This window comes from Acinetobacter oleivorans DR1, assembly GCF_000196795.1.
Taxonomy (GTDB): domain Bacteria; phylum Pseudomonadota; class Gammaproteobacteria; order Pseudomonadales; family Moraxellaceae; genus Acinetobacter; species Acinetobacter oleivorans.
The window spans coordinates 1331545-1344840 of sequence record NC_014259.1; the positions used below are offsets into that span (position 1 = coordinate 1331545).

12 protein-coding genes are annotated in these 13296 nt (G+C 40.3%); 11 read left to right on the forward strand and 1 reads right to left on the reverse strand.

The annotated features are described in order from the left end of the window. Positions 1–9 precede the first annotated feature (9 nt). The 5 genes from AOLE_RS06250 (at position 10) to AOLE_RS06270 (ending at position 4507) form a co-directional block, all read left to right on the forward strand. Entirely contained in the window at positions 10–1062 is a 1053-nt protein-coding gene (locus AOLE_RS06250; RefSeq protein WP_004643365.1) for a BKACE family enzyme, read from the forward strand. Positions 1063–1178: 116 nt separating this feature from the next. After that, positions 1179–2528 (forward strand): MFS transporter, encoded by a 1350-nt coding sequence (locus AOLE_RS06255; RefSeq protein WP_013197305.1) that lies wholly within the window; start codon positions 1179–1181, stop codon positions 2526–2528. Further along, positions 2525–3181, forward strand: coding sequence for a DsbA family oxidoreductase (locus AOLE_RS06260; RefSeq protein ID WP_013197306.1), 657 nt, complete (start codon positions 2525–2527; stop codon positions 3179–3181). The genes AOLE_RS06255 and AOLE_RS06260 overlap by 4 nt, the downstream gene beginning before the upstream one ends. Before the next feature lie 14 nt (positions 3182–3195). Continuing rightward, positions 3196–3504: a Rieske (2Fe-2S) protein gene (locus AOLE_RS06265; protein ID WP_081399287.1), complete on the forward strand. Its 309-nt coding sequence runs from the start codon at positions 3196–3198 to the stop codon at positions 3502–3504. Next, positions 3497–4507: a YeiH family protein gene (locus AOLE_RS06270; protein ID WP_013197308.1), complete on the forward strand. Its 1011-nt coding sequence runs from the start codon at positions 3497–3499 to the stop codon at positions 4505–4507. The genes AOLE_RS06265 and AOLE_RS06270 overlap by 8 nt, the downstream gene beginning before the upstream one ends. Before the next feature lie 92 nt (positions 4508–4599). On the opposite strand, the gene AOLE_RS06275 is transcribed toward AOLE_RS06270, so the two are convergent. Further along, complete coding sequence (locus tag AOLE_RS06275) at positions 4600–5610, reverse strand: AraC family transcriptional regulator (RefSeq protein ID WP_013197309.1); 1011 nt, start codon at positions 5608–5610, stop codon at positions 4600–4602. Between the two features lie 290 nt (positions 5611–5900). On the opposite strand from AOLE_RS06275, the gene AOLE_RS06280 reads away from it, so the two are divergent. The 6 genes from AOLE_RS06280 to AOLE_RS06305 all read left to right on the forward strand — a co-directional run bounded on the left by AOLE_RS06280 (position 5901) and on the right by AOLE_RS06305 (position 13219). Next, entirely contained in the window at positions 5901–6506 is a 606-nt protein-coding gene (locus AOLE_RS06280; protein ID WP_013197310.1) for an RBBP9/YdeN family alpha/beta hydrolase, read from the forward strand. A 101-nt stretch (positions 6507–6607) separates the two neighbouring features. Then, on the forward strand, positions 6608–8437 hold the full coding sequence (locus AOLE_RS06285; protein WP_013197311.1) for a DUF1302 domain-containing protein: 1830 nt from the start codon (positions 6608–6610) through the stop codon (positions 8435–8437). Between the two features lie 69 nt (positions 8438–8506). Beyond that, entirely contained in the window at positions 8507–8917 is a 411-nt protein-coding gene (locus AOLE_RS06290) for a PH domain-containing protein (protein ID WP_013197312.1), read from the forward strand. A gap of 75 nt (positions 8918–8992) precedes the next feature. Further along, the gene (locus AOLE_RS06295) at positions 8993–10366 is read left to right on the forward strand and encodes a PQQ-dependent sugar dehydrogenase (protein ID WP_013197313.1); all 1374 of its coding nucleotides are present in this window, start codon (positions 8993–8995) and stop codon (positions 10364–10366) included. 177 nt (positions 10367–10543) lie between these two features. Beyond that, a complete protein-coding gene (gene salA / locus AOLE_RS06300; protein WP_013197314.1) occupies positions 10544–11821 on the forward strand; it encodes a salicylate 1-monooxygenase in 1278 nt (425 codons plus the stop codon). A 42-nt stretch (positions 11822–11863) separates the two neighbouring features. After that, complete coding sequence (locus AOLE_RS06305; RefSeq protein ID WP_013197315.1) at positions 11864–13219, forward strand: MFS transporter; 1356 nt, start codon at positions 11864–11866, stop codon at positions 13217–13219. Positions 13220–13296: the final 77 nt, after the last annotated feature.

Consider the following 13296-nt stretch of genomic DNA (forward strand, 5'->3'; position numbering starts at 1 on the left):
GAGATGCACATGCAATTCTTTGACGACTCATTGCACCCGGAAAATATGGAAAAAGTGGTAATCACGGTTGCGCCGTATGGCCCCGAATGGATGCCGGAAGACTTTCCCGAAGATATTCCCGTGACCATGGATGAGCAAATACAAAAAGCGGTTGAGTGCTATGAAGCGGGCGCGACGGTGCTGCATTTACATGTCCGCGAGCTTGATGGCAAAGGCTCTAAACGCTTGTCAAAATTTAATGAGCTTATTGCAGGGGTTCGTGAAGCTGTGCCTGACATGATTATTCAGGTAGGTGGTTCGATTTCATTTGCACCAGAGAGTGAAGGTGAAGCGGCTCTATGGCTAAGTGATGACACCCGTCATATGTTGGCTGAACTCACACCAAAGCCCGATCAGGTTACGGTGGCAATTAACACCACACAAATGAATATTATGGAATTGCTCTATCCTGAATATTTAGAAGGGACCTCACTGGCGCATCCAGCGACTCAGGCAGCATATGCAGAGATGACTGTGCCAGCAGGTCCTGCATGGGTTGCCGAACATATTAAGCGCTTATGCAAAAATAATATTCAACCGCACTTTCAGTTAACGGGTATGCATGGGCTTGAGACGCTAGAACGTATGGTGCGTAAAGGGTTGTACATGGGGCCGTTAAACTTAACTTGGATTGGAATCGGTGGCGGTTTTGATGGTCCAAACCCATTTAATTTCTTTAATTTTATTCATCGCGTACCCGATGGATGTACTTTGACATCTGAGTCTCTACTCAAAAATGTGTTGCCTTTTAACACCATGTCGATGGCAATGGGTTTACATGCCCGTGTGGGTAACGAAGACACGATCATTGATCATCACGGACGCCGTTTTTCATCTGTAGAGCAAATTAAGCAAACCGTTAGGATTGCCCATGAATTAGGCCGTGAAATTGCCTCAGGAAAAGAAGCCCGTGAAATTTATCGTATTGGGGTGCAATACAACAGTATTGAAGAAACCCTAATCGCAAATGGTATGGCACCCAATCGTAAAGCAGGGCAAAAGGGCGTTCCGCAGCGTAACTAATGTGACAAGGTCTAACGGAATGTAGACCTCAAATGTAGTGCAGCTTATTCGCTTTGTTTTTAAAAGTGCGTTGCTGCACTAGCTAAATAGAAATTATAAAAATACAAGGAGGTCGTATGAATGCACATCAGTATTCAGATCAGATGAGCGATGTTGATACGTCAATCAGTATACCTCGTCGTTATGCATGGCTTGTTTTTGCTTTGACATTTGGTTTGCTCATTTCAGATTACATGTCTCGACAAGTCTTAAACGCAGTCTTTCCTTTACTTAAAAATGAGTGGTTACTCAGCGATAGTCAGTTAGGTTTGCTCAGTGGCATTGTCGCGTTAATGGTGGGTTTATTGACTCTGCCTTTGTCTTTAATGGCAGACCGTTTTGGGCGAGTGAAAAGCTTGGCCATTATGGCGGCTTTATGGAGTTTGGCGACTTTAGGATGTGCACTGGCTGAAAATTATGAGCAAATGTTTATTGCTCGCTTTATGGTTGGTGTGGGTGAAGCTGCTTATGGCAGTGTGGGTATCGCGGTAGTGGTGGCTGTTTTTCCAAGGGAAATGCGTGCAACACTTGCTAGTGCTTTTATGGCGGGCGGTGTATTTGGCTCGTTTTTGGGTGTGGCTTTAGGTGGTGTACTTGCACAGCACTTCGGGTGGCGTTGGGCTTTTGGAGGCATTGCTTTATTTGGTCTCATTTTGGCCTTTCTATATCCAATTTTAGTGAAAGAAAACAGAATAAACGCAGTACCTCAAAATAAAATTCGTAGTAAAACCCAGCACATAAAAAGCCCTTTAAAAACTTTATATTCAAGTCGTTCAGTCATTGCCACTTACATTGGTAGTGGTCTGCAATTATTTGTTGGTGGCACAGTAATTGTCTGGATGCCGAGTTATCTCAATCGCTATTACGGCATGAGTACCGATAAGGCAGGTGTGATGGCAGCGGTCATTTTGCTATGTAGTGCAGTAGGCACAATTCTATGCGGCATGTTGTGTGATTATTTGGGCCGTAATTGTCCAGATCGTAAGGTCAGTTTAGCGATTACATACTGCTTGCTCGGTTGTGTTCTTTTATTCATTGCTTTTGCTATGCCTGCGGGACGTAACCAGTTACTTCTCATCTGCCTCGGAATGTTTATTGCCCTAGGAACCAATGGGCCATCTAGTGCCATGGTGGCCAATCTCACACATAACTCAGTTCATGGCTCTGCATTTGCAACACTCACTTTAGCTAACAATTTTCTTGGTTTAGCGCTTGGTCCTTTGGTGGTCGGCAGAATATCTGATGTGATTGGTTTACATAGCGCATTTCAACTTATGCCATTGGTCAGTATTGCAGCCGCAGCCGTATTTTTTTATGCCAAACGCCATTATCACAAAGATATTGCACGCTTTGAGCAGCAAGGAATAACTGAGCTTAAAAATCATTCAGGTAACCAAATACAAAAATGCGGGATGAATAACAAATGATGATTCGGCAATTACACATTGATGTATTTTTTGACTTTATTTGTCCTTGGTGTTTGATCGGAAAACGTCAGTTACTGATCGCTATAAATAGATTTTATCAGCTTCACCCCAGAGTCAAAGTTGTTGTGCATTGGCGAGGTGTTCAGCTCATACCTGATTTAGCTGTTGAAGGTGTACCGTTTCAAACGTTTTATTTGAAACGGTTAGGTAGCTTGACAGCAGTTCGTATGAGACAAGAACAAGTCAATAAAGCTGCAAATAAAGTTGGGCTCAAGATCGATTTTGAGCAAATTAAACGCATGCCAAATACGGCCAAAGCTCATCGCTTATTTGATAAAGCTTTAAAGATAGGAACTCCTGAGCAGTGTAATGCATTGTTAGAACAACTCTTTGCTGCATATTTTTATGATGGGTTAGACATCGGAAATACCACTACTTTATACAAAATCGCGAAACGTTGTGGCTTCTCACCTGAGCTTATCAAAGATTTACTTATTCAAGATCATCAAGATTTTATCTCTGCAAGTACAGGAGGTAATGGCGTGCCTTACTTTATTTTTGATCGGGCTTCTGCCTTGGTGGGTGCGCAATCAGCAGATGTACTTTATCAAGCGATGCAAGAGGCAATGCTGGCACAAGGAGAGTTGATATGACCAACCGATTTGAAGTGCCTTTTGAGAAAATACCGAATTCAGGGGAGCGGGCTTTTTTAAAAATTGGAGATAAAACTCTCGCATTATTTAACGTTGCGACTCAATTTTATGCAATCGATGACAGTTGTCCTCATCAGGGGGCATCGCTATTTAGTGGACGTCTAGAAGGACGAGTGATTCAGTGTTGTGCCCATGGTCTACGCTTTGATTTAACAAATGGCTGTTTAGTTAATTCTTCTCAGCTCAAAGTTGCAACCTATCCCGTAGAAGTAATCGAGGACAAGGTATTTATTGTGATGGGCTGTGGGGAAAATCATGAGTAGTTTAGTTTTGAAAAATTTTTCCCAGCGTACAAGAGAATTAGCACCAGGCTTTGTGGTCAGTTCGGTCGTTGCTGCGGCTGCCTGTTTTTTATCAGAGCACTATGGTGCGCCAGTCATGCTATTTGCACTATTACTCGGCATGAGCGTGAATTTTTTAGCTGCTGAAAGTAAATGTAAGGTAGGTATCGAGTTTACCGCACGTAGTGTGCTTCGGATGGGCATCGCGTTACTCGGCATGCGTATCACTTTGGGGCAAATTACCGCACTAGGTTGGCAGCCTGTTGCGTTAGTTGTCACTTTGGTTATTGTCACAATCGCCGTTTCTGTTATTGCCGCTAAAATCTTAGGTTTCCAAAAACTATTTGGCATGCTCACTGGTGGATCAACGGCAATCTGTGGTGCTTCAGCCGCATTGGCACTATCGGCTGCTTTTCCAAATCATCCGCAAAAAGAAAAAGCGACTTTATTTACCGTGATTGGCGTGTCGGCACTTTCAACATTTGCAATGATTGTCTACCCGATGATTGCGAAGTGGCTAGAGTTATCTCCACAAGCAGCTGGTGTGTTTCTAGGTGCTACGATTCACGATGTGGCGCAAGTGGTCGGCGCTGGTTATAGCATGTCTACTCAAACGGGTGATACGGCGACTGTAGTTAAACTGATGCGTGTGGCAATGCTGCTTCCAGTAATTGTTTGTGCGGCTATGATTACCCGTATGCAAGGTGCAGATTCAACGGGAGAACGACCGCCATTACTACCTTGGTTTGCCGTTGGCTTTCTACTACTCGCTTGTATTAACAGTACAGGATGGGTGCCAACAATGGTTCAAAATGGAATTAATGATTTATCACGCTGGTTTTTAGTCATTGCAATTAGTGCTTTAGGAATGAAAACTCAGTTAAAAGAATTAGCATCTGTCGGCATTAAACCGATTCTTTTAATGATCGGCGAAAGCATCTTTTTAGTGGTATTGGTTCTTGGGCTTATGCGCTTGTGGTTTTAATTTTAAAAATTAGATTTTAAAGGAAGTTATGGAATAGTTCTCCAGCTTCCTTATATTTTAAATGACTTTATTTAGCTTTAAATAAAGAGGAATTAATTGAGCAGAGCTTTATTGTGATTACGCCACGTATTCGGTGACATACCAAATTGGCTAATGAACCAACGCGTAAAAGAACTCGGCATTGAGTAACCTAAAATATCAGACACTTGAGCAAGTGAATAATTTAGATTTTTTAAATAACGAAATACGAGATCTTTGCGTACTTCATTCATTAAATCACTAAAACTCGTCTGAGCTTCTTCTAATCGACGCTGTAAGGTCCGTACGTGAATACCATGTGTTTGAGCGACTTGATCAATCGTAGCGCGCCCCATTGGCAAAAGAAGATAAATACTTTTACGAATATCAAAAATCATGGTCGATTCATTGCTATTCTGCAAAATATCTAAATAACGCTGCGCATGGTTGGCCATAGCCAAATTTGCTTGAGGGTTTGTTGTATCAAGTTCGGCCGCCGTACAAACAATACCATTAAAGTCACTACCAAACTCGAGCGCACAACCAAAAATCCGCCGATGCAGAGTTAAATCACTAGGCGGGTTATGAGTGAAATGTACACTTAACGGCCGCCATTTTTGCATCATGAGTGCTGCACAAAAACGATGGGTGATTCCTAAAGCAAGTTCAGTGGCTTGACGACTATATCCACAAGTTGTTGTCACTACTTCTTCTCGAATAACTACTGTATCGTCAATTTCTTCTATATATATTTCAAGTGAGTTATTGAGTAAATTCCTATAACGAACAATCGTTTGCAGCGCTTCTCTCAAAGTATATTGGTAACTTAATAATAAGCTCAGTTCACCAAAATCCGCGATTTCACGTTGCTCTGCCATATGTAAACCGAAAACATCACAATTACTCATTTGAGCTGAGTCTTCAAGCAAGGTAATGGCTTTATCTACAGGAATACGTTGTTTGAGATCATTCAATTGAGTTTGGCTAAGCCCAACACGTGATAATAAATGGTAGGGATTTAGATCTAATTGCTGAGCAACTGCCAAATAATTTTTTAAAGAGGCGGTATGCGCAAGAGGCACCATTTTATTATCTCCTGTTATTAATCAGCCATATTCCTTACAGCTCATATCTAGTTATAACTAAAATATCCACATTACAAAAGCTTTTATTTAAGAGCCTAATCGTGATGTCTATTTAATTTTAAACCTGTTCTTTTAATTTATTTGTAATTACAAAAATTACTTTAATTAATTTACGAAATTTTAAAAAGATGTGTCGTCAAATGAAAAGTCCGTGACGTCTTATGTACACCATTAACTGAAATGAGCCTTTATTGTGAGGGGAGTTTTATAAAAATTCTTAAGCCTCCTAGATGGCAAAATTCACAGGCGTTGAAATGGAAAAAATACAAACCAAAGCAACAATTTTAATTATTCCGGGGTTACGCGATCATGTTCCCGAGCATTGGCAAACAATCTTAGAAACAAAGCTAGCAAAGGTTCGCTCTGTACCACCTGTGCAAACCAATAAACTCAATTGTGAAAATAGAGTTGCTGCAATACAAGCACAACTCGAACAAATACAAGGGCCTGTCATTTTGGTTGCACACAGCGCAGGCGTATTGATGACAACACACTGGGCTGCAAAATATCAAAGACCAATTCAGGGTGCTTTACTTGTAGCTCCGCCTGACTTAAACGAAAGCTGGCCAGAAAATTATCCAAGCCCAGTTGTACTGCATCAAGAAGGATGGAGTCCTTTACCTAATCAAACACTACCTTTCCCCAGTATTTTGGTTGCAAGCACCAATGACCGTTTAGCTCGTTATGAAGCTGTAAGTGAAATGGCAGGAAAGTGGGGTAGTCAACTCGTAAATCTGGGGGAAGTGGGACATTTAAACCCTGCATCTGGCTTTGGCTATTGGCCTTTAGCTGAACAATTCATTCAACAGTTAGAGCAGGTCGAACAACCTGCCTAGTACAAAAAATACCTGCTTATGTAAACCATTTAAAAGCCAATGGATGGCTTTGAGTAATAAGCAATAAATAAGAAAAATCATATTGATAAGGAGATAATATGATGGGTCATTACGTCTATTTAAATCAAAGAAATAATCACGTTTTATATATTCAAAAAATAGGTGTCTCATTAAGCCTAATTTTATTCATGTCTAAAGCAAATGCAGCCAGTTTTGATATTGATAAAGACTGGAAGTTCGAGACAAAAACGACATTAAGCCTAGGTGCCAGTTGGAGTACACAAGATCCATCCGTTTCATTACTTTATCGGCCTGACGCAAACAAAATAGGCAAACAAGGCGCTAGCATTGATGTGAATGGTGATGATGGGCGTATGAATTTTAGTAAATATGATGCTATTTCACAGATCATCAGAGGCATAACCGAAGTTAAGCTAGATGGAAAACAGCAGGGTGCGGTCATTAGCACTAAATACTGGTATGACCATGCCTATGAGACAGGGCACGGAGACTTTAAACCCTTTAATGATTCAGCGTGGCCAAGGCTCGCAAAGTTCAAAGGTATCGATTTATGGAATGCCTATATATGGAAAGATTTTGAATTAGACGATGGAAAAAGCATCAATTTAAAATTAGGCAAACAGACTTTAAATTGGGGGAAATCTCAGTTTTTTCAAAACGGTTTAAATTCGGTAAGTGCATTCGATTTTGCTGCAATTAACCGACCAGGTGGTGATGTAAAAGAAAGAATCATTCCAACCGAAATGTTTTCATTCGACACAAGCATTAATAAAAATTTGAAAATAGAAGGGTTCTATCAATTTAAATTTAGACCTTCAGTTGTTGATGGTAACGGAACTTTCTTTGAGATTTCAGACTTTGTGCCCGAAAACGCAGGTCCAGTTCTGATTGCTGGAGGTGGAGATAAATTATCGGATACCGCAATTCGTTTACGTACCTATATTCCACGTGCAGAAAGTAGAAAAGCAAAGGATAATGGCCAATATGGCATTGCTTTAAAACAAGCATTACCAAGTTTAAATAATGCTGAGTTAGGTATTTACTATGCGAACTACCATAGCCGTAATGCAAACTTTGATGGAACAGCTGTAACAGCAGCAGGACCTGAACATTTTAATACTGCGAGTTATTTTTCTATCTATCCTGAAAATATCAAAATGTTTGGATTAAGTTTGACTGGGAAAGTAGGAACAACAACTGTTTTTAGTGAGTTAACCCACAAACCTAATCAACCTTTACAACTAAACGGTACAGACATTGTCTATGCTCAAGTGCTATCGGAAGGAACACCATTTACACCGCCGGGAAAAACTGTTGAATTAGGTCAATATATTCAAGGATATGTACGCTTACCCGTAACACAATTTTCGGTTGGTGCAACTGACAGCATATTCAATATTTGGGGCGCAAATTCGCTGACATGGTCTACAGAGTTTGCCTTAAACCATATTGCAGATATTGGTAATCATCGGATTGGCCGGACAGGCGCATTTGGTCGTAGTGAGCTTTCAACAGGGGCTTATAATCCTGAAACAGGTGAGTTTAAATGTACGCCGTATGGTACAGCTCATCTTACAAATGCAGAAATAGACAATTTAAATGAACGCTTTTGTAATAAAAACGGATTTTTTAATGAATGGTCATTTGGCTACCGATTACGTGGCGCATTAAATTATCAAGATATTTTACCCTCTACAGTGATTACGCCAAGTCTTAGTTTTAGACATGATGTTTATGGATATAGCCAAAACTTTCAAGAAGGGCAAATGAGTGTAAGTGCAGCGTTATCTATGACTTATCAGCAAAAATATACAACAGAGATTGCCTATAATAACTTTTTTGGTTCTAATGAATTTAGCACGATAGATGATCGAGATTTTGTATCATTAACATTTAAAGCTAATTTTTAGTTCAATTATTTTATAAAAAATATATAGAAATACTCGTTATAAATGAGATTTAGACGTGGAGGATAACTTTTGAAATTTAGATCAAAAATTGATTGGTGGCTTTTATTAATATTTGTTGTTATCACTGCCAATATCCTTATGAAGATTTATGAAGCAAATCATCATTATTCTTTAGCTTCAAATTTTCCACATCTCGTCATTTATAGTTTAATCATTTTTCTTATTTGGCTTCCCATTTTTAATACTTATTATGTGGTAGAAAACAACACTTTAATGATTAAGAGTTTGGTATTCCGATGGAAAATTAATATTGATGATATTACCGAAATAGAGCCTACTCATAATCCACTTTCATCTCCAGCGCTCTCATTAGATCGACTCAAAATTTATTATATGAAAAATGGAGAAATTACTTCAGTGATGATTTCACCAAAAGATAAAGAACGTTTTTTTCAAGCCATAAACAAAAGACTCCATTAAAGTTGCTTGTTTAATTGCAAACATAAATTACGCTACTTCCATGACGACAAAAAATAAATGGAGATAAGATAACCCATGGCGACACGTTTTTTACTGCCAATTTTTGGCACTACGGTTTTAATTACATTAGCTGGATGCGCTTCATCCTCTCAATATCCAATTACCGACAGTTATGGGCCGGACCCAAAACTTCCTGAACCTAAATCAAGCCTATTACCAACTGTTAATATAGCTCCAGCAGAAGGCTGGCCGAGTGGGGCAATGCCAAAACCCGCGGAAGGTTTAAAGGTCAAAGCATTTGCCAAAGGACTTGAACACCCACGTTGGCTTTATGTATTACCAAATGGCGATGTATTGGTTGCTGAAACGGATGCCCCGCCTAAACCAGAAGACAGCAAAGGGATTAAAGGTAAAATTATGTCTTTTGTGATGAGACGTGCAGGCTCATCTCATCCAAGTGCAAACCGTATTAGCTTACTTCGTGACACCAATGGGGATGGTGTCGCTGACCAGAAAACGGTATTTCTTCAAAACTTAAATTCTCCATTTGGTATGGCATTGGTTGGTAATAACTTATATATCGCCAATACAGATGCATTGGTGCGTTTTCCTTATCAGGAAGGTGAAACTCAAATTACAGCCAGTGGAACCAAAGTGTTGGACTTACCGGGTGGCCCTTTAAATCACCATTGGACCAAAAATGTGATTGCTAACCCAGCTGGTACCAAGCTGTACATTACCGTTGGTTCTAACAGTAACGTTGCTGAAAATGGTTTAGATCAAGAAAAAGGCCGAGCACAAATTACAGAGTTTGACATCGCAAGTGGTCAGTCACGCCCATTTGCAACGGGCCTACGTAATCCAAATGGTATGGCTTGGCAACCTCAAAATGGCAAACTCTGGACTGTGGTTAATGAGCGCGATGAAATTGGGAGTGACCTAGTACCCGATTATATGACATCGGTTCAAGATGGAGCTTTTTATGGCTGGCCTTACAGCTACTATGGTCAACATGTTGATGTACGAGTAAAACCACAAAATCCAGCAATGGTTGCTCGTGCAATTAAACCAGACTATGCACTAGGCAACCATACGGCTTCTTTAGGCCTCACATTTTATGCAGCCGAACTCATGCCACAATTTAGAGGAGGTGCATTGATCGGTCAGCATGGTTCTTGGAACCGTAAACCCCACAGTGGTTATAAAGTCATTTTTGTGCCATTTAGAAGTGGTCAACCTTCTGGTCCACCGCAAGATATTTTGACTGGATTCCTCAGCGATAAAGGCAAAGCGTATGGTCGCCCTGTGGGTGTAGCAATTGATTTTTCAGGTGCTGTGTTAGTTGCAGATGATGTGGGCAATACGATTTGGCGCATTTCGCCAGTTGCAGAGACAACTTATGAAGCTCCAATGAAATATGCTATTGGAACCCCGCCAGGTACACCATAAAGTGTTTTAACAATCATTTGTTAGCATGGGCGACCTTTAGACTTTATAGAGGCTCGCCCAAATGGCTATTATTTAATTTTTAAATAATTGAACAAAAAAAATACTAATTGGACTTTATAAGCCAACTTCTCAAAAATGAATATGTGAAAACGATAATGATGTTTAAGGAACAAACACATGAACACACATATTCGAATTGCCGTGGTCGGTGGTGGTATTGCTGGTCTGGCTTTAGCAAGTAATTTAAGTAAACACGCCCATTTAGATGTCCAAATGTTTGAATCTGCACCTCAGTTTTCTGAAATTGGGGCAGGGATTTCCTTTGGTGCCAATGCAGTCAAAGCCATTGAATTGTTAGGTTTAGCTAACGAATATCATGCAATTGCAGATAAAGTATCGCCACCATTTCAAGATGTTTGGTTTCAATGGCGCAATGGTTATACCGATGAATATTTATCGGCATCGATCGCGACAGGTGTAGGGCAGTCATCTGTTCATCGTGCTGACTTTCTTGATGCCATTATTCCTCACATGCCTACGCAAAATGTCCACTTTTCTAAACGCCTAGAGGCAATTGAAGAAGAAAATGATCAGGTGATTTTGCACTTTAATGATGGTAGTCAGCATGAGTGCGATTATTTGATCGGGGCAGACGGTATTCGCTCTGTGGCTCGCGAATATGTTTTAGCTTCTCATCATTTACCACCAGTTCATCCGCGTTTTTCAGGAACTTGGGCATATCGTGGCATTATTTCTCACGCTTCATTTAAAGAAGCTTTGCAACAAGTAAATGGCGATACAGATTTAGCAGATATTCCCCAAATGTTATTGGGCAAAGACAAACATATTTTAACGTTCCCAATTCGTAAGGGGGAGCAAATTAATATCGTTGCTTTCTGCTCAAACCGCGAAGATACAGTACTACCAGCCAATACACCGTGGACTAAGCCTGTCGATAAAGCTCAAATGCTTTCCGATTTTTCAGACTGGAGTGAAAGCTGCCAAACATTACTCGGTTTAATTGAACAGCCTACCATTTGGGCCTTACATGAAATTGAAGAACTTTCGACATATCAAAGTACCTCAGGTCATGTCATTGTCATGGGCGACGCTGCACATGCCATGTTACCTCACCAAGGAGCAGGAGCAGGCCAAGGTCTTGAAGATGCATTAATCATTGCAGCCTTATTGTCGACAAAAAACTTACAAGCAAATCAGTTAACCGATGTGTCTTCAATATATGAAAAGCTCCGTTTAAAACGTGCTTGTCGTGTTCAGCAAACCTCTCGTGAGTCTGGCGAAATTTATGAGTGTTATTCAACTCAGTACCCAACGTTTGCCGAAATTGGCGAACATCTTGAGCATCGTTTTGACTGGTTATGGCAACACGATCTAGAACAGGATGTTGCAGAAGCACAGCAACAATTGCATCAGCTAGGAATGGCAACCATTTAAATAAATTTTTGTTTTACACACAATTTGCTAAGGAAAGCAATTATGGAAAAACTAAATGCAAATCAATTGATTGATGATGCAAGATTAACACCATTACATTGGCGGGTGATCTTGCTGAGTGCGCTCATTATTATTTTTGATGGCTATGACTTAGTCATTTATGGTGTGGCATTGCCTAAGCTCATGCAACATTGGCAGTTAGATAGTATGACTGCTGGATTGCTGGGCAGTGTTGCATTATTTGGCATGATGTTTGGTGCAATGATTTTCGGTAGTTTGGCTGACAAATTAGAGTCATATGGCTTTAGCCGTAAGCGTTTAATTATGCTTTGTGTCTTCATTTTTAGTGGTTTTACGGTGTTATGTGGTTTTGCCAACAGTCCTAAAGAGTTTGCCATTTATCGATTTATTGCCGGCCTCGGTTTGGGCGGCGTAATGCCAAATGTCATTGCCATAATGACCGAATTTGCCCCAAAGAAATTACGATCAACTTTAGTATCGCTCATGTTTAGCGGCTATGCGATTGGTGGGATGAGTTCAGCACTTTTAGGCATGTGGTTGGTTCCTAAATTTGGTTGGCAAATCATGTTTATTTTGGCGGGTATTCCACTTATTTCATTACCGATTATTTGGAAATTTTTACCCGAATCAATCGATTATCTGGTTCGCCAGAAAAAATGGAATGAGGTGCGTGATTTACTTAAACAGTTAGCGCCAGAACACAACATAGCTGATCATACGAGCATCATATTACATCAAGAAAATCAACAAACTGCGGCTCGACCTTTGGTTGCTCTTTTTACCGAGAACCGTGCTTTAGTTACTGTGTTTTTCTGGCTGAGTGTATTTATGGCTTTACTGATGGTGTATGCGCTCGGTAACTGGATACCAAAACTCATGGTCGAGGCGGGATATGATTTATCAACCAGTCTGGTCTTTTTATTGGCGCTAAACTTGGGTGGGATGTTGGGTGCAATCGGTGGAGGATACTTTGCTGATCGTTTTCACTTAGGTAAAGTTATTTGTTCACTTTTCTCGGCGGGTGCAATTTCACTTTACTTGCTGAGCTATGCTTTACCCATGGTCATTTTATATCTCTGTATTGCCATTGCAGGAGCGGCTTCTATCGGCGGGCAAATTTTATTGCTAGCTTATATGGCTCAGTTTTATCCTTCACCAATTCGCAGTACTGGCATTGGTATGGCTTTAGGTATAGGCCGTATTGGGGCGATTTTAGGACCGATTTTATGCGGCTGGCTTTTAAGTTTGCACCTACCCATTAAATATAATTTTATCGTGCTAGCCATTCCTTGCGTGCTGGCAACCTTAAGTGTTATTGCCATAAGTATTTGTAATCGAACTAAACATGTAATGCTGAATTCAAGTATATCTCCATAAGAATTAAGCATTTTTCTTCCTGTAAAAGGAACTAAACTCTAAGCAAAGAAGTTAAAGTCTTTGTTTAGAGTATTTAA

What these genes read in the sequence shown, in the direction of transcription:
- AOLE_RS06250 (WP_004643365.1), top strand. Translation starts at nt 10, where the DNA reads ATGCAATTCTTTGACGACTCATTGCACCCGGAAAATATGGAAAAAGTG.
- AOLE_RS06255 (WP_013197305.1), top strand. Translation starts at nt 1,179, where the DNA reads ATGAATGCACATCAGTATTCAGATCAGATGAGCGATGTTGATACGTCA.
- AOLE_RS06260 (WP_013197306.1), top strand. Translation starts at nt 2,525, where the DNA reads ATGATGATTCGGCAATTACACATTGATGTATTTTTTGACTTTATTTGT.
- AOLE_RS06270 (WP_013197308.1), top strand. Translation starts at nt 3,497, where the DNA reads ATGAGTAGTTTAGTTTTGAAAAATTTTTCCCAGCGTACAAGAGAATTA.
- AOLE_RS06275 (WP_013197309.1), bottom strand. Translation starts at nt 5,610, where the DNA reads ATGGTGCCTCTTGCGCATACCGCCTCTTTAAAAAATTATTTGGCAGTT.
- AOLE_RS06280 (WP_013197310.1), top strand. Translation starts at nt 5,901, where the DNA reads ATGGCAAAATTCACAGGCGTTGAAATGGAAAAAATACAAACCAAAGCA.
- AOLE_RS06285 (WP_013197311.1), top strand. Translation starts at nt 6,608, where the DNA reads ATGGGTCATTACGTCTATTTAAATCAAAGAAATAATCACGTTTTATAT.
- AOLE_RS06295 (WP_013197313.1), top strand. Translation starts at nt 8,993, where the DNA reads ATGGCGACACGTTTTTTACTGCCAATTTTTGGCACTACGGTTTTAATT.
- salA (WP_013197314.1), top strand. Translation starts at nt 10,544, where the DNA reads ATGAACACACATATTCGAATTGCCGTGGTCGGTGGTGGTATTGCTGGT.
- AOLE_RS06305 (WP_013197315.1), top strand. Translation starts at nt 11,864, where the DNA reads ATGGAAAAACTAAATGCAAATCAATTGATTGATGATGCAAGATTAACA.